At 45.3% G+C, this 22,121-nt stretch carries 16 protein-coding genes and 2 tRNA genes; 4 read left to right on the forward strand and 14 right to left on the reverse strand.

What is annotated here, in order from left to right:
• Positions 1–118 precede the first annotated feature (118 nt).
• The 10 genes from infB to rlmE all read right to left on the reverse strand — a co-directional run bounded on the left by infB (position 119) and on the right by rlmE (position 10,875).
• The gene (gene infB, locus OCV50_RS11500) at positions 119–2,806 is read right to left on the reverse strand and encodes a translation initiation factor IF-2 (RefSeq protein WP_239841161.1); all 2,688 of its coding nucleotides are present in this window, start codon (positions 2,804–2,806) and stop codon (positions 119–121) included.
• Between the two features lie 22 nt (positions 2,807–2,828).
• Positions 2,829–4,316 (reverse strand): transcription termination factor NusA, encoded by a 1,488-nt coding sequence (nusA, locus tag OCV50_RS11505; protein WP_239841162.1) that lies wholly within the window; start codon positions 4,314–4,316, stop codon positions 2,829–2,831.
• Positions 4,317–4,351: 35 nt separating this feature from the next.
• Positions 4,352–4,807: a ribosome maturation factor RimP gene (gene rimP / locus OCV50_RS11510; protein ID WP_032551544.1), complete on the reverse strand. Its 456-nt coding sequence runs from the start codon at positions 4,805–4,807 to the stop codon at positions 4,352–4,354.
• A gap of 237 nt (positions 4,808–5,044) precedes the next feature.
• Positions 5,045–5,121: transfer RNA gene (locus OCV50_RS11515), tRNA-Met, on the reverse strand.
• Positions 5,122–5,175: 54 nt separating this feature from the next.
• A tRNA-Leu gene (locus tag OCV50_RS11520) sits at positions 5,176–5,259 on the reverse strand.
• A 15-nt stretch (positions 5,260–5,274) separates the two neighbouring features.
• A complete protein-coding gene (gene secG, locus OCV50_RS11525) occupies positions 5,275–5,607 on the reverse strand; it encodes a preprotein translocase subunit SecG (protein ID WP_032551755.1) in 333 nt (110 codons plus the stop codon).
• 297 nt (positions 5,608–5,904) lie between these two features.
• Positions 5,905–7,245 (reverse strand): phosphoglucosamine mutase, encoded by a 1,341-nt coding sequence (glmM, locus tag OCV50_RS11530; RefSeq protein WP_261903113.1) that lies wholly within the window; start codon positions 7,243–7,245, stop codon positions 5,905–5,907.
• 30 nt (positions 7,246–7,275) lie between these two features.
• Positions 7,276–8,106, reverse strand: coding sequence for a dihydropteroate synthase (folP, locus tag OCV50_RS11535; RefSeq protein WP_261903114.1), 831 nt, complete (start codon positions 8,104–8,106; stop codon positions 7,276–7,278).
• Positions 8,107–8,189: 83 nt separating this feature from the next.
• Entirely contained in the window at positions 8,190–10,139 is a 1,950-nt protein-coding gene (gene ftsH / locus OCV50_RS11540) for an ATP-dependent zinc metalloprotease FtsH (protein ID WP_150869224.1), read from the reverse strand.
• A 106-nt stretch (positions 10,140–10,245) separates the two neighbouring features.
• Positions 10,246–10,875, reverse strand: coding sequence for a 23S rRNA (uridine(2552)-2'-O)-methyltransferase RlmE (rlmE, locus tag OCV50_RS11545; RefSeq protein WP_032551539.1), 630 nt, complete (start codon positions 10,873–10,875; stop codon positions 10,246–10,248).
• Positions 10,876–10,989: 114 nt separating this feature from the next.
• Here rlmE and yhbY point away from each other — a divergent pair, with 114 nt between their 5' ends.
• The gene (gene yhbY, locus OCV50_RS11550) at positions 10,990–11,286 is read left to right on the forward strand and encodes a ribosome assembly RNA-binding protein YhbY (RefSeq protein ID WP_032551538.1); all 297 of its coding nucleotides are present in this window, start codon (positions 10,990–10,992) and stop codon (positions 11,284–11,286) included.
• A gap of 116 nt (positions 11,287–11,402) precedes the next feature.
• On the opposite strand, the gene greA is transcribed toward yhbY, so the two are convergent.
• Positions 11,403–11,876 (reverse strand): transcription elongation factor GreA, encoded by a 474-nt coding sequence (gene greA / locus OCV50_RS11555; protein WP_032551537.1) that lies wholly within the window; start codon positions 11,874–11,876, stop codon positions 11,403–11,405.
• Between the two features lie 517 nt (positions 11,877–12,393).
• On the opposite strand from greA, the gene OCV50_RS11560 reads away from it, so the two are divergent.
• Both OCV50_RS11560 and dacB read left to right on the forward strand, forming a co-directional pair.
• Positions 12,394–13,443, forward strand: a complete 1,050-nt coding sequence (locus tag OCV50_RS11560) for a porin (protein ID WP_261903115.1) — start codon at positions 12,394–12,396, stop codon at positions 13,441–13,443.
• Between the two features lie 111 nt (positions 13,444–13,554).
• Positions 13,555–14,961: a serine-type D-Ala-D-Ala carboxypeptidase gene (gene dacB, locus OCV50_RS11565; RefSeq protein ID WP_261903116.1), complete on the forward strand. Its 1,407-nt coding sequence runs from the start codon at positions 13,555–13,557 to the stop codon at positions 14,959–14,961.
• Between the two features lie 78 nt (positions 14,962–15,039).
• On the opposite strand, the gene OCV50_RS11570 is transcribed toward dacB, so the two are convergent.
• Together OCV50_RS11570 and tyrS are read right to left on the reverse strand one after the other, a co-directional pair.
• Positions 15,040–15,885: a magnesium transporter gene (locus OCV50_RS11570; RefSeq protein WP_239841167.1), complete on the reverse strand. Its 846-nt coding sequence runs from the start codon at positions 15,883–15,885 to the stop codon at positions 15,040–15,042.
• A 405-nt stretch (positions 15,886–16,290) separates the two neighbouring features.
• Positions 16,291–17,478, reverse strand: coding sequence for a tyrosine--tRNA ligase (tyrS, locus tag OCV50_RS11575; protein ID WP_239841168.1), 1,188 nt, complete (start codon positions 17,476–17,478; stop codon positions 16,291–16,293).
• A 129-nt stretch (positions 17,479–17,607) separates the two neighbouring features.
• Here tyrS and OCV50_RS11580 point away from each other — a divergent pair, with 129 nt between their 5' ends.
• The gene (locus OCV50_RS11580) at positions 17,608–18,897 is read left to right on the forward strand and encodes a peptidoglycan DD-metalloendopeptidase family protein (protein WP_239841169.1); all 1,290 of its coding nucleotides are present in this window, start codon (positions 17,608–17,610) and stop codon (positions 18,895–18,897) included.
• 119 nt (positions 18,898–19,016) lie between these two features.
• Here OCV50_RS11580 and OCV50_RS11585 read toward each other — a convergent pair whose 3' ends face one another.
• Positions 19,017–22,121: an efflux RND transporter permease subunit gene (locus OCV50_RS11585; protein WP_261903117.1), complete on the reverse strand. Its 3,105-nt coding sequence runs from the start codon at positions 22,119–22,121 to the stop codon at positions 19,017–19,019.

Here is a 22,121-nt window from a genome sequence, read left to right on the forward strand (position 1 = left end):
AGAAAGATGGGGGGCTTGGTAATAACCAGCCCCCCATGGTGTATTCAACAACCGATTACCACTTACCTATACCAGTAATGTTAGTAACCTTAGTCAATATGTCGAGTCAGCGGACTGATTAGTCTAGAGTACGCTTAACTTCAACGATTTCGAATACTTCGATTTGGTCACCAACGCGAACGTCATTGTAGTTCTTAACGCCGATACCACATTCGTAGCCATTCTTAACTTCTTGTACGTCATCTTTAAAGCGACGTAGTGACTCTAGTTCACCTTCGTAGATAACAACGTTGTCACGTAGTACGCGGATTGGGTTGTTACGCTTGATCGTACCTTCAGTAACCATACAACCTGCGATTGCACCAAGCTTAGGCGACTTAAATACGTCACGTACTTGAGCAAGACCGATGATTTCTTGTTTGAATTCAGGAGCAAGCATACCGCCCATCGCCTGTTTCACTTCGTCGATCAGTTGGTAGATGATTGAGTAGTAACGTAGATCTAGGTTTTCGTTCTCAACAGTACGACGAGCTGTCGCGTCTGCACGAACGTTGAAGCCTAGGATGATAGCGTTAGATGCTGCTGCAAGTACTGCATCAGTTTCTGTAATACCACCAACACCAGAACCTACGATGTTCACTTTAACTTCGTCTGTAGACAGTTTCAGTAGAGAGTCAGCGATTGCTTCTACAGAACCTTGTACGTCAGCCTTAAGAACAACGTTAAGCTCAGCAACTTCACCAGCAGCCATGTTAGAGAACATGTTCTCTAGTTTCGCTTTCTGTTGACGCGCTAGTTTCACATCACGGAATTTACCTTGACGGTAGTTCGCTACTTCACGTGCTTTACGCTCGTCACGTACAACTGTTGCTTCATCACCAGATGCTGGTACACCAGAAAGACCTAGGATCTCTACTGGGATAGATGGGCCTGCAGATGTAACTTCTTGACCGTTCTCATCGCGCATTGCACGAACACGGCCGTACTCTTGACCACAAAGAACGATGTCGCCTTTGTTTAGAGTACCAGACTGAACAAGAACAGTAGCTACTGGACCACGGCCTTTATCTAGACGAGATTCTACAACCACACCTGATGCCATGCCTTCTTCTACTGCTGTCAGTTCTAGAACTTCAGATTGTAGAAGGATTGTCTCTAGAAGACCGTCGATGTTAGTACCTTGTTTCGCAGAGATGTGAACGAACATGTTCTCACCGCCCCACTCTTCAGGGATAACGTCGTACTGTGCCAGTTCGTTCTTAACGTTGTCTGGGTTAGCGTCTTCTTTATCGATCTTGTTTACAGCAACGATTAGCGGTACTTCAGCTGCTTTCGCGTGCTGAATCGCTTCGATCGTTTGTGGCATTACACCATCATCTGCTGCTACTACTAGAACAACGATATCTGTCGCTTGAGCACCACGAGCACGCATAGCTGTAAATGCCGCGTGTCCAGGAGTATCAAGGAAAGTGATCATGCCGTTGTCAGTTTCAACGTGGTATGCACCGATGTGCTGCGTGATACCGCCCGCTTCGCCTGAAGCAACGTGAGCTTTACGGATGTAGTCAAGTGTTGACGTTTTACCGTGGTCAACGTGGCCCATGATAGTTACAACAGGAGCACGTGGAACAGCTTCAGCGTTGTTATCACGGTCGTTTAGTACCGCTTCTTCTAGCTCGTTCTCTTTACGTAGGATTACCTTGTGACCCATTTCTTCAGCAACAAGTTGTGCTGTCTCTTGGTCGATCACTTGGTTGATAGTCGCCATTGCGCCCATCTTCATCATTACTTTGATAACTTCAGTTGCTTTAACGGCCATTTTGCTAGCCAGTTCAGAAACAACGATAGTTTCGCCGATAACAACGTCAGCTTTTGCTACAGATGCTGTCTTATCGAAGCCCTGTTGCATTGAAGTTGGTTTAGCAAGTTTGCCTTTAGCACCACGACCACGTTGGTTACGACCACCACGGTTGTTAGTAGCTTGCTTGTCAGCTGGCTTCTTCTTACGACGGCGAGGCGCCTTCTCTTCTTTCTGGTCAGCAGCATCTTCCGCTTCACGAGCGTATGTAGAAGTTGTCACATGGTAGTCCGCAGACTTCTCTTGCTCTTTCTTCTTCTGCTCTTCTTCAGACCAGCGCGCTTCGTTCTCTTCTGCTAGTTTACGTGCTTCTTCAACTAGCTTCGCCGCTTCAGCTTCAGCTTTACGCTGTGCTTCTTGCTCTTGACGAGCTTTTAGTTCATCCGCTTCTTTTTTCGCTTGTGCGTTAGCGTCTGCATTTTTTGCATTCATGTCTTTTTTAGCCTTATCAGCTTGTGCGCGTTTTGCTTTTTCTTCAGCTTCACGTTTTGCGTCCGCTTCACGTTTTGCCTTCTCTTCAGCTTCGCGCTGTGCTTTCTCTGCAGCTTCACGTTTCGCTTGCTCTTCAGCTTCACGACGTGCTTTCTCTTCAGCTTCACGCTTCGCTGCTTCCTCAGCTTCACGTTTCGCTTCATCTTCAATAGCGCTGCGCTTCACGTAAGTACGCTTCTTGCGTACTTCTACTTGAACATCCTTACTCTTACCGCCTCCAGCGGCAACACTTAGCGTGCTGCGGGTCTTGCGTTGAAGAGTTAAACGAGTCGGTTCAGCTTCACCAGATGTATCACCATGCTCTTTCTTAAGATGCGTTAGTAATGCTTGTTTTTCTGAATCAGTAACTTGATCCGACCCTGTTTTCTTCATGCCTGCATCAGCAAGTTGTTCAATTAAGCGGTCAACTGGCGTACCAATCTCTTCACTCAGTGCTTTAACTGTTAATTGTGTCATACCGCTTTCTCTCCTTGCTGAATTATTCTTCGTCGCCGAACCAACAGATGTTACGCGCAGCCATGATTAGCTCGCCCGCACGCTCTGCAGTTAGGTCTTCAATGCCTTCTAGTTCATCAACGCCTTGGTCAGCTAGGTCTTCTAGTGTTGCTACACCTTTTGCTGCCAGTTTGTACGCCATTTCGCGCTCTAGGCCTTCAAGTGCTAGAAGGTCTTCTGCTGGCTCAACACCGTCAAATGTCTCTTCTTTCGCTAGTGCTAGCGTTGTTAGAGCATCTTTAGCACGGCTACGTAGCTCTTCTACGATGTCTTCGTCTAGGCCATCAATTTCTAGAAGTTCGTTTACTGGAACGTAAGCGACTTCTTCTAGCGTAGAGAAACCTTCTTCAACAAGCATTTGTGCGAAGTCTTCTTCGATGTCTAGGTGCTTCATGAAGTTCTCAATAGAAGCTACTGCTTCTTCTTGGTGTTTCTTCTGAAGATCTTCAACTGTCATTACGTTCAGTTCCCAACCAGTCAGTTGAGACGCTAGACGTACGTTTTGACCGCTACGGCCGATAGCTTGTGCTAGGTTGTCTGCTTCAACAGCGATGTCCATTGAGTGTGCATCTTCATCAACGATGATAGAAGCAACGTCTGCTGGAGCCATTGCGTTGATAACAAATTGTGCTGGGTTATCATCCCAAAGCACGATATCGATACGCTCACCGCCAAGTTCGCTTGATACCGCTTGTACACGTGCACCACGCATACCAACACACGCACCTACTGGGTCAATGCGCTTGTCGTTTGTTTTCACAGCGATTTTAGCACGAGAACCTGCGTCACGTGCAGCACCTTTTAGTTCAATCAGCTCTTCACCGATCTCAGGTACTTCTACACGGAATAGCTCAGCAAGCATCTCTGGCTTAGAACGAGTGATAAACAGTTGGAAACCACGCGCTTCAGGTGCAACTTTGTAAAGAAGACCACGTACACGGTCGCCTGGACGGAAGTTTTCACGAGGAAGTTGGTCATCACGCAGAATAACCGCTTCAGCGTTGTTACCTAGGTCTAGGATGATAGTGTCGCGATTAACTTTCTTAACTACGCCAGTTACTAGCTCGCCTTCGTTGTCGATGAACTGTTCAACGATTTGCGCGCGCTCAGCTTCACGTACTTTTTGTACGATAACTTGCTTAGCTGTTTGAGTCGTAATACGGTCAAACGTTACAGACTCGATCTCGTCTTCGATGAAACCGCCAAGTTCGATTGTTTCGTCTTCGAATTGTGCTGCTTCAAGAGAGATCTCTTTTGTTGGATGCTCAACTTCTTCAACCGCTTCCCAACGACGGAAAGTTTCGAAATCACCAGTTTTACGGTCGATCTCTACACGAACTTCGATTTCGAATTCGCTTTTCTTTTTCGTTGCTGTAGCAAGCGCGATTTCAAGCGCTTCAAAAATACGCTCACGAGGAACTGCTTTCTCGTTAGAAACAGCTTCTACTACCGCCAAAATTTCTTTGTTCATTAATCTAGCCTCTTAAGCTCTTCTCTCAGGGAGAACTAAAATTTAGGGATCAGGTTCGCTTTTGAAATATTGCTAAGGGCGAATTCTTCTTGTTGCCCTTCAACCAATACTGTTACGGTTTCGCCTTCAATAGATTGGATATCACCCTTCCATTTACGACGGTTGCCGACAGCCATTTTCAAAACGATGCTTACCTCGTGACCAATAAATTGTTGGTAATGCTCTGCTTTGAACAGTGGTCTTTCTAAACCTGGTGAAGACACTTCAAGGTTATAAGCCACTGAAATTGGATCTTCAACGTCCATTACGGCACTTACTTGGTGACTTACTTCTGCACAGTCATCCACATTGATACCGTTTGGTGAATCGATGTAAATACGTAGCGTTGAGTGCTCACCCGCACGAATAAATTCTAATCCAACTAACTCATAACCTGATGCTGCTACTGGAGCTTCAAGCATTTCAGTAAGTTGTCTTTCTAAACCAGTCATTTAACCACTCCAGAAACAAAAAAAGGGCTCAAAGCCCAATTTAAATTCCAAGCAAACATTATCTATTAGCATTTACAAATGCTTAGATAACAAAAAACCCCGTATAAGCCGGGGTTTTTGTTGCTGGACCCTTATATACTAAGCGCCTTCATCAAATGAGTTACTGCACTTAGTTCACAGTGAGGTTCACACTGTGCAAACTTGCTACCAATTAAGACTAAATATAGCACTTAAAATTGGTTGCGGGAGCCGGATTTGAACCGACGACCTTCGGGTTATGAGCCCGACGAGCTACCAAGCTGCTCCATCCCGCGTCCGACTTGCGAGCATTATACGCCCAACAAGATGTTTTACAAGTTTGTAAATAATGGTGCCGAGAGAGGGACTCGAACCCTCACACCATAGGCACCAGCACCTCATGCTGGCGTGTCTACCAATTTCACCATCTCGGCATCAATTCTTTCAGATTATTGTGGAATTTCGTCGCCTTGCGCCGGAACTTCACTCACTGCATCTTCAGCTTGTTGGATAACTTGACCCTGTGTAGGATCTACCCATTGTGACTCAGTCTTATGTGTAGACATATTACCAAGCACTAAGCTAAGGATAAAAAATGTAGTTGCAAAAATTGCAGTCATTCGGGTTAGGAAATTTCCTGAGCCACTAGCACCAAACACAGTGTTTGAAGCGCCAGCACCGAAAGAGGCTCCCATATCTGCGCCTTTACCTTGTTGAATTAACACTAGGCCAATTACACCAAGCGCTGCCAACAGGTAAATCACAAGTAGAACTGTAAACATTTTTCCACCTATGTTCCAAATTGTTGAGCCAGCGCCGTTAAGTATTGACATAAAATCATGTTATACAGAACAAGGCTAGCGACCTCCTTACTGAAGGCCGAGCAATACTAGCGAATGCGACGTACGCTGACAAGCGGAATTTACCAAAAAATAAGCCTTTGACTAACGAACGCTCAAAAAAAGGGCAAAACGCAATAAAACCTACTCTAAAGAGAGGTAAAGCGTCGCCCTTTTTACAGTTTTCGTTATTTAGCTACTTCGTTATGTAACTATTTTCGTTAATTAACGAAAGGTAATTTAGCAGCTTGCTTTCACTGTTTCGGCAATTTTAAGTGCTGAGTTCTGTACCAGTTCAGCATCTTCACCTTCTACCATTACACGCAATAGAGGCTCAGTACCCGATTTACGTAGCAACACACGGCCTTTCTCACCAAGCTCTGCTTCAACTTCGGCAACAGACAGCTTAACTGCATCAGCTTCTAATGGGTTCGAGTCACCGCTAAAACGCACGTTCTCAAGTACTTGAGGGTAAAGAGTCATACCTTGAGACAGCTCATTCAATGACATTTCGCTACCAACAACCGACGCCAATACTTGAAGCGCTGCAACAATAGCATCACCGGTAGTGACTTTATCTAGCAGGATCACGTGACCTGAGTTTTCAGCACCAATCTTCCAACCTTTAGCAAGAAGCTGCTCCATCACATAACGGTCACCAACCGCAGCACGAACAAATGGGATGCCTAGTTGTTTCAGGCCATTTTCCATACCTAGGTTAGTCATAAGTGTACCGACTACACCGCCTTTTAGTTCACCACGACGCAGTGCATCACGCGCAATGATGTAGGCAATTTGGTCACCATCTACTTTGTTGCCTAGCTCGTCAACCATGATGATGCGGTCGCCGTCACCATCAAATGCCAGACCCAGATCCGCTTTCTCTTCAACCACTCGAGCTTGCAGAGCACGTACATCTGTTGCGCCAACTTCATGGTTGATGTTAGTACCATTTGGCTCGACGCCCATAGCAATAACTTCAGCACCTAACTCGCTGAATACCGCAGGTGCAATGTGGTAAGTTGCGCCATGTGCACAGTCAACTACGATTTTCTTACCCGCAAGGCTAAGCTCTGATGGGAAAGTGCTCTTACAAAATTCGATGTAACGACCCGCCGCATCGTTCAGGCGTGTCGCTTTACCAAGCTCTGCTGATTCCACGCACTCGATGTCTTTGTCCAACTCAGCTTCAATCGCCAGTTCGATATCGTCAGGCAGTTTTGTACCCTCTGAAGAGAAGAACTTGATGCCGTTATCGTAGTAAGGGTTGTGAGAAGCAGAGATAACAATACCAGCTTCAGCACGGAAAGTTTGTGTTAAGTACGCAACTGCTGGTGTTGGCATAGGACCAGTAAAAGTCGCTTTCAAACCTGCTGCAGCCAAGCCTGCTTCTAGTGCTGATTCCAACATGTAACCAGAGATACGCGTATCTTTACCAATGATTACTTTCTTTGTGCCTTGTTTTGCAAGTACACGGCCCGCAGCCCAGCCAAGCTTTAGAACAAAATCAGGTGTGATTGGGTATTGACCAACCTTACCGCGTACACCATCTGTACCAAAGTAACGTCTTTTATCAGACATGTTATTTCCCTTAATTATATTTCTATCTTTTTAATGATTGTTATTCATCATTTTAATAATTTGCATTGCTTCCAATGTATCTTCTACATCGTGAACTCGAATGATCTGAGCCCCTTTCATGGCGGCAATCGTAGCACAAGTTACGCTTCCAACCATACAATCGGCTGGTTTCTTGTCCAACAGCTTAAAGATCATTGATTTGCGAGACATCCCAGCGAGCAATGGCAAACCGAGCTTATGGAGCTTATCAAGGTGCGCCAGTAGCTGATAATTGTGTTCAAGCGTCTTACCAAAACCGAACCCTGGGTCCAAAATCAACTGATCTTTCGATATCCCGGCAGCTTCACAGGTTGCAATACGCTCTTGAAGAAAATCAGAGACGTCTTGCAGTAGGTCATCATAGGTTGGGTTGGTCTGCATCGTACGCGGTTGTCCTTGCATATGCATTAAACAGATCGGCACGCCCGCTTCGGCTGCCACTTCAAGAGCGCCCGGCTCTTGCAATGCACGTACATCATTGATCAGATCAGCACCTGCAGCGACGGCTTGTCGCATAACCTCAGCTTTGCTGGTATCAATAGAGATCCAAACATCGTGACGAGCACGAATGGCTTTAATCGCAGGAATGACTCGTTCAAGCTCTTCCTCAAGCGTGACATCCGGTGCACCTGGACGCGTCGACTCTCCACCAATATCAATAATAGAAACACCAGCGTCTATCATTTTTTCGGCTTGAGCCAATGCGTTATCAAGAGAGTTATATTTGCCGCCATCAGAAAAAGAATCTGGTGTGACATTGAGAATACCCATCACGTGTGGACGGTCGAGAGTAAGCGTTTTTTGATTGGCTGTTAAATTCATGAATTCCATTCTTCGCAGGTCATTAGCCTAAAAACAGAAAAACCCTGAGCGAGTACTCAGGGTTTTTATTAACGATTTCTAGATTAAGAATCTTTGTTCGCGCTATCTTCAGAGTCCGTTTTCGCTTCTTCAGCTTTCACTTCTTCTTTAGCTTCTGGTTTTGCTTCCGCTTTTGGCTCTTCCTTCGCAGGCTCAGCCTTTACTTGGTCGCCCCAACCAGCAGGCTCACGAATCGTATCTTTACGATCCATTAGGTCATCAATCTGACCCGCATCGATCGTTTCGTACTTCATAAGCGCATCTTTCATCGCGTGCATGATATCCATGTTATCTTCAAGGATCTTCTGCGCGCGAGCGTAGTTACGGTCAATCAGGATACGAATCTCTTCATCGATAAGCTTAGTGGTGTCATCAGATACGTGTTTCGTCTGACTTACACTGCGACCCAAGAATACTTCGCCTTCTTCTTCAGCATAAAGAAGAGGACCTAGCTTCTCAGAGAAGCCCCACTGAGTCACCATCTTACGAGCAATGTCAGTTGCGCGTTCAATATCGTTAGAAGCACCCGTCGATACTTTGTCTTTACCGTAGATAAGTTCTTCAGCAAGACGGCCACCGTACAAGCTAGAGATCATCGATTCTAGATGTTGACGAGACATACTTACACGATCTTGCTCTGGTAGGTACATAGTTACACCAAGCGCACGACCACGTGGAATGATAGATACCTTGTACACTGGATCATGTTCAGGTACTAGACGACCAACAATCGCATGACCCGCTTCGTGGTATGCCGTTGACTCTTTCGTCTCTTCCGACATAACCATAGAGCGACGCTCTGCACCCATCATGATTTTATCTTTCGCTAGTTCAAACTCAACCATAGATACGTTGCGTTTATTGCCACGAGCAGCGAACAGCGCCGCTTCGTTAACTAGGTTAGCTAGGTCAGCACCAGAGAAACCTGGAGTACCACGAGCAATTAGAGAAGGCTCTACGTCACCTGCCAGAGGCACTTTACGCATGTGAACTTTAAGAATCTGTTCACGACCACGTACATCCGGTAGACCAACCACAACCTGACGGTCGAAACGACCAGGACGAAGTAGCGCTGGGTCAAGTACGTCTGGACGGTTAGTCGCAGCGATAACAATAATACCTTCGTTACCTTCGAAGCCATCCATCTCTACAAGCATTTGGTTCAATGTTTGCTCACGCTCATCGTGACCACCACCAACGCCTGCGCCACGCTGACGACCTACAGCATCGATTTCATCGATGAAGATGATACAAGGTGCCGCTTTCTTTGCTTGTTCAAACATGTCACGCACACGAGATGCACCAACACCAACAAACATTTCAACGAAGTCAGAACCAGAGATAGTAAAGAATGGTACCTTCGCTTCACCAGCAATCGCTTTTGCAAGTAGCGTTTTACCTGTACCCGGTGGACCTACAAGTAGGATACCTGTTGGGATCTTACCACCCAGCTTTTGGAATCGGCTTGGGTCACGTAGGTAGTCTACTAGCTCTTTCACGTCTTCTTTTGCTTCGTCACAACCAGCAACATCAGCAAACAACGTTTTGATCTGCTCTTCGCTCATCATACGAGCTTTGCTCTTACCGAAAGACATCGCGCCTTTACCGCCGCCACCGCCTTGCATTTGACGCATGAAGAAAATCCACACACCAATCAGTAAGATCATTGGGAACCAAGAGATGAAGATAGTACCAAGCAGGCTCTGCTCTTCAGGTGGTGTACCTTGAACTTTTACATTTTGGTTAATTAAGTCATCAAGCAGCTTCTGGTCATAAACAGGCATGTACGTAACGTACTTTGCACCACCGCCACGACGCGTAAAGGTGATCTCGCTGTTATTGAACTGCGCCTCTTGAATCTGGCCTTGGCCAACTTCCTGTACAAACGTGGTGTAATCTACTGCTCTGCCGTTACTTTCACCAGGGCCAAAGCTCTGGAATACCGACATCAACACTACAGCAATAACAAGCCACAGAATTAAATTTTTTGCCATGTCACTCAAGGTGTCAGCCTCGCGATAACTAATTGTAATTAAAGGTAGGGTACTACAGTTTGTAACCTGTAGCTATATTGTTAACGCACACTATTTAAGAGAATCGTTAACCTTTGTAACCAGTGGCTACAATAAACACTTCACGGGAACGAGCTCGTGAAGAATCGGGTTTTCTCACTTTTACCGTTTTAAACATCTCGCGGACGTCTTTAACGTATTGATCGAACCCTTCGCCTTGGAATACTTTAACAACAAAACTACCATTGGTAGCTAGAACTTGTCGACACATATCCAACGCTAATTCAACTAAATACATAGCTCTCGGTTGATCTACAGAGTTGTTGCCTGCGATATTCGGAGCCATATCAGACATTACTACGTCCACCATGTCCGGTTGGATCCTATCTAATAAAGCTTCTAGTACTGCATCCTCTCTGAAATCACCTTGCAAGAAGCTCACACCTGCGATTGGGTCCATAGGTAATAAGTCACATGCAATGATTTGACCACTGTCACCTACAATCTTAGCAGCATATTGAGACCACCCGCCAGGCGCCGCCCCTAAATCGACAACAGTCATGCCCGGAGACAGCAATTTGTCTTTAGTTTGAATCTCTTCCATTTTGAAGTAAGCACGTGAACGGTAGCCTTTCTTACGGGCTTCATTCGCGTATTTATCGTCGAAGTGTTCCTTCAACCAACGGCCTGAACTGGCCGAATGTTTCTGTTTGCTCATTGGGTACCTAAATTGGAGGAAAGTACTAATTGCTGAATAAATTATAGTCTTCAGCTTTAGATGGCGTTAAAATAGGTTTTTTCAACCCTAATAGTAAAGAAAATTGGCCGCGTAATGAACCTAAGTACCAAACAAAAGCAGCATCTAAAGGGCCTAGCTCACAGTTTAAAACCTGTTGTGCTAATGGGCGCAAATGGACTTACTGAAGCTGTTCTAGCGGAAATCGAAATCGCTCTAGACCACCACGAACTGATCAAGATTAAAGTTGCATCAGAAGACCGTGAAACTAAACAGCTGATTATCGACGCCATCGTACGTGAGACTAAAGCAGAAAAAGTACAAACTATCGGTAAAGTGCTTGTGCTATTCCGCCAGTCTGAAGAACGTAAAATCGAGATTCCACGTAAGTAAGCTTAGACTATCAGAGGCAATCTCAAGCATCAGAGATAATCTCGTTGTTTAATCACTACGTGAGAAAAGAAAAAGGTCGCAATCGCGACCTTTTTTGCTATCTAGAGACTGATAAATTAGATGTACTCTACTTTATCAATTTCAAAATCTTTCTCGCCACCTGGCGTTGAAATCATTACTTCGTCGCCTTCCATCTTACCGATAAGACCACGAGCGATTGGTGATTTCACAGAGATACGGCCAGTTTTGATGTCCGCTTCATCTTCAGAAACGATTTGGTAGCGAACTTCTTCGTCTGTATCTACGTCGATTAGCGTTACGGTCGTACCGAAGATAATCTTACCTGTGTTTTCCATCTGTGTAACATCGATGATTTGAGCCACAGATAGCTTGTATTCGATATCACGAATCTGCGCTTCACAGATACCCTGCTCTTCACGAGCAGCGTGGTATTCCGCATTCTCTTTTAAGTCACCCAGTTCACGAGCTTCACCGATCGCTGCTGAGATGATTGGACGCTGTTTTAGTAAGCGCTCTAATTCTTCACGTAGCTGCTGCGCGCCACGTACTGTCATTGGAACCTTTTCCATTTTCTACCTCTATGCTGAAAGTTTTCTTCAGCCAAAATAAAGCCACCCAACCTCTTTGGTTAGGTAGTTAGAACAAAACGATTTGGCTTAGTGTAAACAAACTTAGTGGCTAAATCACCTTTATTCAGCGTTGTATTACAAAACCGCTATCTAGGTCTAAATTACACACATCACAAAAATGAATATTAACTTAACAATCAATAAGTCTTGAAATAAAAACCTAAAAAAAACAAAAACAAGCAAAAAGCCAAGTTTACGATTAAAAATAAAAAACAAATAAAAACATGAAGTTAAAATATAAAAACAGCAATAAAACACTGTTCATTATTTTTATTGATATCATTTTACTAACTTGCGGCGGAACTTTAAGGGTAAAAAGTACCCCACGGATTGCTCTGGCAAGTTTCTCGCTTATGTTCTAAGCCTGATTATGAAGCTTGATTAATACGAGCAATACAAAAAAGGATTCAAATCCTTTAATAACAACCTTTATGGACAGTAATTAGGAATTAATAACATGAACAAGACTATGATCGCGCTTGCTGTATCAGCTGCAGCTCTTGCAACTGGTGCTAACGCTTCTGAGCTATACAACCAAGACGGTACTTCTCTAGAAATGGGCGGCCGTGCTGAAGCTCGTCTATCTATGAAAGATGGCAAAGCACAAGACAACTCTCGTGTACGTCTAAACTTCCTTGGTCAAGTTGAAATCCAAGACGGCCTATACGGTGTTGGTTTCTACGAAGGTGAGTTCACAACAGCTGAAAACGGCGAAGGCACAGATAAAAACAGCGACAGCCTAACTAACCGTTATGCATACGCTGGTCTAGGCGGTGCATTCGGTGAAGTAACTTACGGTAAGAACGACGGCGCACTAGGCGTAATCACAGACTTCACGGATATCATGGCTTACCACGGTAACTCTGCAGCAATGAAGATTAACGCTGCTGATCGTGCAGACAACATGTTGTCTTACAAAGGTCAATTCCAAGACCTAAGCGTAAAAGCAAGCTACCGTTTTGCAGACCGTGTAGGCCTACAAGCTGACGGAACTGTTGCGGGTGAAGGTGATACAGTAGCAAGCTACTCAGACAATAGCGCTGACGGTTACTCTCTATCTGGTATCTACGCAATCGGCGAAACTGGCATTAAAGTAGGTGCTGGTTACGCTAGCCAATACTCAGGTGACGATGCACAAGACGAGTTCATGCTTGCTGGTTCTTACACTATGGGCGACCTATACTTCGCAGGTGTATACACTGATGGCCAACTAGCAAAAAATGACGGTGACTACACTGGTTACGAGCTAGCAGCGGCTTACACTATGGGTCAAACTGTATTCACAACTACATACAACAACGCTGAAACTGACGGTGATACATCAGCTGACAACATCGCTGTAGACGCAACTTACTACTTCAAGCCTAACTTCCGTGGCTACGTATCATACAACTTCAACATGATCTCTAAAGGCGATACTCTAGGTTCAGTTGGTGCTGTAAACGGTAAAGCAACGTCTGCAGATGCTGAAGATGAGATTGCTCTAGGTCTACGTTACGACTTCTAATTCTGATTATCTAATTGATTAATTAGTTAATTTCGAATCAAAACGCCCGCTGACTAGCGGGCGTTTTTTATATCTGTATACTGAGATTATCGTCCACGACTCAGCACACTTATGCGCCTACTGTCTTCTTTGCTAGCTATCAGCTTCGTTTGTTCTGCCTACGCTTATGCGCCACTAGATAAACTCCCTGATGGCAGCTCTAGCAGCCTAATCTTAGAGTCTTTAAGTAATAGTAGCGCTCAACTCAGTACCAATACTCAAGGCTACTACCCACCCGCAAGCACACTCAAGCTAGTAACAGCGCTGGCGGCTAAGTTAGAACTCGGTGATAAGTTTCATTACACCACCAGCATTGTTCAATCAGAAAAAGACGCAATTATCCAGTTCAGTGGCGATCCAACACTGCAACGCGAAGACTTGAAGAAACTGTTGAATCAATACGCTAAGAAGCAGAACAAAACCATCCAAGGCAACCTTTACTTAGATAATTCAGCCTTTACTGGCTATCAACGCGCAGTTGGTTGGCCGTGGGACATTCTTGGCGTCTGCTATAGCGCACCATCAACAGCTATCACACTAGACAGCAATTGCGCGCAAGCGTCTATCTACACGCAAGACAATGGCAAGACACGAGTTTACATTCCTGTTCACTATCCTGTGGTTGTTTCAACTATTGCAGATACTGTGACTAAATCCGGTCAAAAAGCTACGCAGTGCGAGTTAGAGCTGCTGACTACACCTGACAATCACTACCAGCTATCTGGGTGCTTGATCGAACGCAAGAAGCCACTACCACTCAAGTTTGCGATTCAAAACCCGGAGCTTTATACCCAAGAAGTGACACAATCACTGCTCAAAGAATCAGGGATAACGGTCAAAGGCGAAATTATCATTGGAGCTAAGCCTTCATCCAAAAAAGTTAAAACAGTTGCAAGCCATCAATCGCAGAAGCTGCCTGCTCTGCTCGATACCATGCTCAAGAAATCAGATAACCTGATTGCTGATAACCTGACTAAGACTCTTGGTTCCAAGTTTTACGTGCAACCGGGCAGCTTTAATAACGGTACAGAAGCGATAAAACAGATCCTGCTAACCAAAGCAGGTATCGACTTATCACGAGCACACCTAGCGGATGGCTCTGGACTCTCTCGTAACAATCGAATGACGTCGCATAGTATGGCTGAGGTACTGCGTTACATATGGCAGAACGATGCTGAGCTACAGCTTATCAAAGCGATGCCAACTTCTGGGGTCGATGGTACGCTGCGTTACCGCCAGAGCATGCGCAAAGCACCTATCAAAGAGAACATCATAGCCAAGAGTGGTTCCGTGTATGGGAGTTATAATATGGCAGGTTATGGTCTTGATAAATCAGGCAAACCTAATTCGCTGTTTGTTCAATTTGTACGTGACTACTTCCCAAATAAACCAGACCAAGATAAGCCGATAGAAGCGCCAATCGTCACCTTCGAGAAGGCGTTTTATCGTGATGTGATTGAGTTTAGCCAAAATAAGTAGAAACAAAAACGGCGCAGTAAGTAAACACTTACTGCGCCGTTTTCTTGATACCAGTGTCGGCCGAATTTATCTGAAGACTCAAGCTATACCGAGAAAAGCATTCACTACTGTAAAGTAAATCCACATACCAGAAATATCGACGATAGAGGCAAGAACTGGGCTGACAAGTACCGCTGGATCCAGTTTGAACAGACGCGCAACAATCGGTAAACCACCGCCAAGTACTGTCGAAATCGTCACCTGAATAAACAGTGCCACCGCAATCGCAAAGGCGATCATGTTAATGTCATAACCACCTGTGGTTTGATTCTCGCTAAATAGCAAGATACGTCCAACCATCACGACAGCAATCGCTCCCGCTAAACAGATAGCCACTCTGAACTCTTTCCAAATTACGCTAAGCCACTGGCGTTTTTTGAGCTCGCCAGTGGCCAAGGCTCGAATCACCAGTGTGGCTGCTTGTGTGCCTGTGTTTCCGCCGGCAGCAGCAATTACTGGCATATAAATAGCGAGTAGCACCAACTGACTGAGAATATCCTCATACTGAGCGATAATCAGGCCAGAAACGATGCCTAACAGCGCCAAGGCAATAATCCAGCCAATGCGTTGCCTAACATGGCTCATCACCCCAGTCGTCAAATAGCCCTGTTGAGGCTCAACTTCAGAATAGATAAGACCTAATTGGTGAGCTAAGTGACGAGAGCGTTTTTCAAAGCCCTGCTCTTCTAACTCACTAAGTAGAGCTTGAATAACACTGAGTGAACACTGACCAAGTACCAAGACTGCGTCTTCCAGTGGCATACGATTAAGCAAATCGACTTGCTGCTCGCGCGTGTATTGTTGAAAGGCACTCGATACAGCCTGAATGTCTCGCTCAGAATATAAAGCTTCAATAGATAAAAAAGTGTTGTTCATTACCGTCATGGCGAATCTCCCGATTGGCAAAGGTAACGACCATCAAAACAAATAGCCTATAGCTGTGTGTACTAAGAGCGTATAAAGGCATACACCAAAAGCACATAACGATGCTCACCAAAAGCCTAAAGCTACTGATGTGTCTATTTATTAGAATCTAGAGTGTGGAAAAGAATGAAGGGAAACAAAAGATACCCTACCTGAACGGCAGGACAATAGATCAATACCGAGACAGGTTATTCTTCTCCCTTCAAACTAGGAGGATGGTCGGTATTGTTCATAAAAATCTCCAAAATTACTGTCAGTTCGACAGCGCGCATAGTGTAGCAAGGCCGTACAAAATACTTAGTCAAATCCCTGTCAATAAAAAAGGCACCCGTAGATGCCTTTCTAGTAAATCATAGAGATTTAATATTACTTGATAGTAATACGTGCAAATTTACGCTTACCAACTTGGTAAACCGCTGTACCCGCTGCAGGTACGAGTTTGCTATCTTCAATCTTCTCGCCTTCGATCTTAGCAGCGCCCTGCTTGATCATACGCATTGCGTCAGAAGTAGAGTTTACAAGACCCGCTTCTTTTAGCACGTTTGCGATTGGTAGACCCGCTTCGAATTCAAATTCCGGCATTTCGTCTGGCACTTGGTTCTTAGCAAAACGGTTAACAAACTCTTGCTCTGCTGCATCAGCATCAGCTTCAGAGTGGAAGCGAGCAATGATCTCTTTCGCTAGAAGAACTTTAACGTCACGTGGGTTTTTACCCGCTTCAACGCCAGCTTTTAGCTCAGCCACTTCTTCCAAAGGACGGAAAGACAATAGCTCGTAGTAACTCCACATTAGATCATCAGAGATAGACATGATCTTACCAAACATTTCGCTTGGTGCTTCACTGATACCGATGTAGTTGTGTGCAGACTTAGACATCTTCTTAACGCCGTCTAGACCAACAAGTAGAGGCATCATTAGTACCGCTTGTGGCTTTTGACCTGCTGCTTTTTGCAGTTCACGACCCATTAGAAGGTTAAACTTCTGGTCAGTACCGCCAAGCTCAACGTCGCTCTCTAGTGCTACAGAGTCGTGGCCTTGTAGAAGTGGGTACATGAATTCGTGGATAGCGATTGGTTGACCGCCAGCGTAACGCTTTTTAAAGTCATCACGCTCAAGCATACGAGCAACAGTTTGGTTAGAAGCAAGACGAATCATGCCTTCAGCACCAAGCTCAGATAGCCATTCAGAGTTGAAACGAATTTGTGTTTTCGCTGGATCTAGAATCTTGAATACTTGTTCTTTATAAGTTTCAGCATTCTTTAGAACGTCTTCACGACTTAGTGGTGGACGCGTTGAGTTCTTACCAGACGGGTCACCAACCATTGCAGTAAAATCACCGATCAGGAATGTCACTTCATGACCAAGCTCTTGGAAAGCACGAAGCTTGTTAAAGATAACCGTATGGCCTAGGTGGATATCTGGTGCTGTTGGATCGGCACCTAGCTTAATACGTAGAGGACGACCCTCTTTCAGTTTTGCAATCAGTTCGTCTTCTGGAATCAGTTCTTCAACGCCACGTTTGATCTCGGCTAGTGCAGCTTCAATACTCGCCATTCTTGTTCACTCCCACAGATTTGGCAAAAATATAATAATTAGACATCTTACTTGAATAGCGATGTATTTTGAAACCAGTTACACTATTCAGTCGTCTATTTTCTTAATATTTACTATACGAACCGGAACATGTTGTCTATTTTTGCACGCCTTCCTATATTGCACCGGGTCTTTATTGCATTTTTCAGTGCCGTAATCTTCGTTGCTCTTTTTCTTCTTCCCGATGTCAGTTCTCTGCGTGACAAAAGTGACTCTCTCGTTATTGGCAAACATTACCCTCTCACTATCAACGCCGCTGCTTTGGTAAGTAATGAAGAGCATGTACCCACAGCGGTACTTAACTGGGAGAAATACACGGTTCGTTCTGGTGAAAGTACCTCGGTGCTCTTTGAACGTATCGGCCTCTCTTACCGACTACTGATCACGCTGCTCAACACCAATAAAGACATCAACAAACAGCTGTCGAACCTAAAACCGGGTGACGTATTGCAGTTTGGTTTCGATGAAAACAACGACCTAATTCAGCTCAAAAGACAGCTAAGTGCCTTCGAGAGCTTTAAGATCACCAAATCAGGTGACAGCTACACCTCAAGCTTTGATAAAAAAGAGGTCGCCTACCAATACAACTACGCTGAAGCAGACATCACCTCTAATTTCTGGAATGCGGGTATGAGCGCAGGTTTAACCGCTAACCAAATCATGGAGCTCGCGGGGATATTTGGTTGGGATATCGACTTCGCATTAGACATTCGCAAGAACGATAGCTTTAAGATTCTGTACCAAGAGAAAGTGGTTGAGGGCGAGGTCATTGGTCGCGGTAAGATCACGGCTGCGATTTTCAAAAACCAAGGTGATACCTTTACCGCCATCCTTGATGACAAAACCGGTAACTACTACGACGATCAAGGGCGAGCGATGAAAAAAGCCTTTCTGCGCTCTCCGGTCGACTTTAGACGTGTAACGTCGAACTTCAACCCTCGCCGCAAGCACCCAGTAACAGGTAAAGTGCGCCCACACCGAGGCACAGATTATGCCGCACCAGTGGGTACGCCTATTTGGGCTGCCGGTGACGGTATTGTTCAGAAATCTGGCTACAACCAATTTAACGGTAACTATGTCTTTATCAGGCACAGTAATACTTACCTCACTAAGTACCTACACCTTAAAAAACGTTTAGTGAAAACAGGTCAGCGAGTTAAACAGGGACAAACTATCGGTACCTTGGGTGGTACAGGTCGTGTTACCGGTCCACACCTTCACTACGAGTTCCTCGTCAATGGCGTACACAAGAACGCTCGAACGGTGAAGCTACCACAATCTAAATCTCTAACGGGCAAAGCTAAGACGACCTTCATTGCGAACTCGAAGCTACGTCTAGAGAAACTAGACCGTTATAGCCAACTACTGGCGACTAACTAGCATATACACTTATCGAGCTTTCACTTTAAGTCGCCCGATATGTAGAACAACACAAAAGACAAAGAGCACTCCACAGTGCTCTTTGTTTTGTTTATCGTGCCGAACGGGTTTCGTTGGTATCACTCAGTTGCATCTGTTTCCTGTTTGTTTTTATTCCTACCCAACATCAGCAAGCAAGGCGTGAGCACCAAAGTAAGAACCGTCGCAAATGCCAAACCACCAGCAATCGCAGTTGCCAATTGCGACCACCACTGGGTACTCGGTGCGCCAAATTCGATCTTTTGATTAATCAAATCGATATTCATCTCAAGCACCATTGGCATCAAGCCTAAAATCGTCGTCACTGTGGTTAACATTACAGGTCTCAGACGCTGGACGCCGGTTCTTAATATCGCATCGCGCTTGTCTAAACCTCTCTTAACCAATTGATTATAGGTATCGATAAGCACGATATTGTTATTCACTACAATACCGGCTAATGCGATGACCCCAATCCCCGACATCACCACTCCAAAAGGTCGCTGGAATATCAGTAGCCCCACAAATACACCGACGGTTGAGAACAGTACCGCACTCAAGATAAGGAAAGCTTGGTAAAAGCTATTGAACTGAGTAATGAGAATCAGGGCCATTGCCGCCAGCGCAACCATGAACGCAGTTTGAAGAAACGCTGATGAGTTTTCCTGCTCTTCATTCTGACCCCGAATGCGGAACTCCACACCACTCGGTAAGCCAAGCTCACTCAACGCCTGCTCAATCTTAGGTAGCTCGAGCGCGAGGTTATAGCCTTCTTTCATATCTGCCAAAACGTTGATCACGCGCTTACCATCAAGACGCTTAATCGTATCTTGTTTATGATCAGGCACGATCTGCGCGAAATTGGTAATAGGTACTAGACCCGCTGGTGTTTTTACTCGCAGTTGATCAAAGCGACCAATGTCTCTCTTGTCATTTGGGTAACGCACCAAGATATCGACCTCTTCTGATGAATCATCAGGCAAGTAATCTCCAATTTTTAGTCCATTTGTGACGAATTGAACGGTATTCCCAACCAGAGTGGCATCTGCTGCAAAGCGAGCCGCATCGTCACGCCTAATATCCACTTTCCAATCAATACCATCTTTACTGCTGGTATCACTAATGTTGGTCAGCGCAGGGCTGGCATCCGCCCAAGAACGAACCACTTTAGCCGCTTGATTTAATTGTTCAGGTGTCTTTGCCGAAAGCTCAATGACCAAGTCATTTTCAACGGGAGGCCCGGCATCTGGAAACTTAAACTCGATTTCAACACCTGGGTATTGGTCAGTTTGAACTTTAAGTTCATCAATGATCGCTTTGACACTGCGACGATATTGCCAATCAACCGGCGTGATTGAGATAAGACCAATCTGGTCGTCTCCCCCAGTACGCGTATAAACACTGTCGAACTCTTCATGTCCCAACATCATCTGTTCAATATCTCTCATGATCACGTCTTTTTCTTGAATAGAGAGATCGCCATGTGAGCGCACTTTGACGTTGAAAAATGGCGGATCAACCTCAGGGAAGAATTCCGCCCCAAGCCCCGCTTTAGCGTAAGAAAATCCAACAGCGATAGAGAGCAATATTGCACTCAATAAGATCTTGAGCGGATGCTGAATCGCGATAGACAGGGTGTGATAATAGAACTTGGTAATCCCAGTCGCTTGCGAGAAGTCCCCGTTATGCAAAGCCACCATGCGAGATTGGTTGCTAGAAGATACGTACTGCGGCTTACCAATCAGTCCTCCGAGCACCGGGACAAACAACAGTGCCATCAACAAAGAGGCGAATAGAGTCGCAATCAAGGTTAATGGCAAGTACTTCATGAACTCACCGGTTACATCAGGCCAGAATAGCAGTGGGGCAAACGCCGCTAAGGTTGTTGCAGTAGATGCTGTAATCGGCCACGCCATACGTTTTGCTGCCGCCTGATAAGCGGTTTTCCTTGCTTCCCCCTCTTGCATCCTTCTGTCTGCAAACTCGGTCACAACAATCGCGCCATCCACTAGCAAGCCCACCGCCATGATCAACGAGAACAACACCACGATATTGACGGTTAAGCCAAACACCGAGAGCACCAACAACCCAGTTAAAAAAGATCCGGGAATAGAGATACCAACCAATAATGCAGTACGAACGCCAAGAATCGCGATGATAACGATCACCACCAAGATAATGGCGGAGAGAATGTTGTTTTGCAGATCATTAAGCATGATCTTTACGTCTTTTGATTCATCCCAAGTGAACTTAACCAACAAGTTATTTGGCCATTCTGTTCGTTGCTGAGCACCACCAACGACCGCCTTCACCAGTTCAACGGTCTCAATAATATTCTCACCAGCGCGTTTTTTGATGTCCAATACCACAGCCGATTTGCCATCCAAGCGGGCAAAGCTTTCAGGGTCACGAAAAGCACGCCTAACTGTGGCAACATCACCAAAGGTCACTACCTGCTTACCATCGACTTTGATAGGCAATTCAAGAACATCTTTCAGCGAGTTAAACACAGAAGGGACTTTGATTGAGAATCGACCATAACCGGTATCAACAAACCCAGCTGCCACAACACGGTTATTCAGCGCGATCAAATTGTAGATATCCGCTTGATCTAGGCTGTAGCTCTCCATCAACAAGGGATCAACGATGATCTCTACGATATCTTCTCTATCACCAGCAATATCCACCTCGAGAATCTGACGATAGCTCTCTAGCTTGTCACCCAATTCACGAGCAATTTGAACGATAGTACGCTCGGGCACTGTGCCATATAGAACCACAGAAAGTACTGGTTGTTCAGAGGCTAACGTAACCTCATTGACGGTCGGCTCATCACTGTCTTCTGGCAACTTAGGCTTGGCAAGATCGACCCCATCACGCACGTCTGCCATCGCTTTGGTCAAATCGACTCCGACATTGAACTCCAACACCACAGAAGCATGGCCTTCTGAAGCCGTGGCCGTCATCTCTTTCACACCCTCAATCGAGCGTAGCTCTTGCTCGATTGGTCGAACTAACAAACGCTCGGCATCCGTAGGAGAGATGCCTTGGTGACCAACAGAAACGTAGATGATCGGGATGGTGATGTCGGGGCTAGACTCCTTAGGAATCGATATGTAAGTGCCGACACCCGCGACCAGAATAAATAGCAGTAGTGAGAGCATGGTTCGCGAACGAGACATCGCAGCATCAATCAATGAATACAT

Origin of the sequence: Vibrio fortis, assembly GCF_024347475.1 — a bacterium.
Taxonomy (GTDB): domain Bacteria; phylum Pseudomonadota; class Gammaproteobacteria; order Enterobacterales; family Vibrionaceae; genus Vibrio; species Vibrio fortis.

Coding starts and splice junctions, on each gene's coding strand:
- infB (WP_239841161.1), bottom strand. CDS start 2,806: ATGACACAATTAACAGTTAAAGCACTGAGTGAAGAGATTGGTACGCCA.
- nusA (WP_239841162.1), bottom strand. CDS start 4,316: ATGAACAAAGAAATTTTGGCGGTAGTAGAAGCTGTTTCTAACGAGAAA.
- rimP (WP_032551544.1), bottom strand. CDS start 4,807: ATGACTGGTTTAGAAAGACAACTTACTGAAATGCTTGAAGCTCCAGTA.
- secG (WP_032551755.1), bottom strand. CDS start 5,607: ATGTTTACAGTTCTACTTGTGATTTACCTGTTGGCAGCGCTTGGTGTA.
- glmM (WP_261903113.1), bottom strand. CDS start 7,245: ATGTCTGATAAAAGACGTTACTTTGGTACAGATGGTGTACGCGGTAAG.
- folP (WP_261903114.1), bottom strand. CDS start 8,106: ATGAATTTAACAGCCAATCAAAAAACGCTTACTCTCGACCGTCCACAC.
- ftsH (WP_150869224.1), bottom strand. CDS start 10,139: ATGGCAAAAAATTTAATTCTGTGGCTTGTTATTGCTGTAGTGTTGATG.
- rlmE (WP_032551539.1), bottom strand. CDS start 10,875: ATGAGCAAACAGAAACATTCGGCCAGTTCAGGCCGTTGGTTGAAGGAA.
- yhbY (WP_032551538.1), top strand. CDS start 10,990: ATGAACCTAAGTACCAAACAAAAGCAGCATCTAAAGGGCCTAGCTCAC.
- greA (WP_032551537.1), bottom strand. CDS start 11,876: ATGGAAAAGGTTCCAATGACAGTACGTGGCGCGCAGCAGCTACGTGAA.
- OCV50_RS11560 (WP_261903115.1), top strand. CDS start 12,394: ATGAACAAGACTATGATCGCGCTTGCTGTATCAGCTGCAGCTCTTGCA.
- dacB (WP_261903116.1), top strand. CDS start 13,555: ATGCGCCTACTGTCTTCTTTGCTAGCTATCAGCTTCGTTTGTTCTGCC.
- OCV50_RS11570 (WP_239841167.1), bottom strand. CDS start 15,885: ATGACGGTAATGAACAACACTTTTTTATCTATTGAAGCTTTATATTCT.
- tyrS (WP_239841168.1), bottom strand. CDS start 17,478: ATGGCGAGTATTGAAGCTGCACTAGCCGAGATCAAACGTGGCGTTGAA.
- OCV50_RS11580 (WP_239841169.1), top strand. CDS start 17,608: ATGTTGTCTATTTTTGCACGCCTTCCTATATTGCACCGGGTCTTTATT.
- OCV50_RS11585 (WP_261903117.1), bottom strand. CDS start 22,121: ATGTATTCATTGATTGATGCTGCGATGTCTCGTTCGCGAACCATGCTC.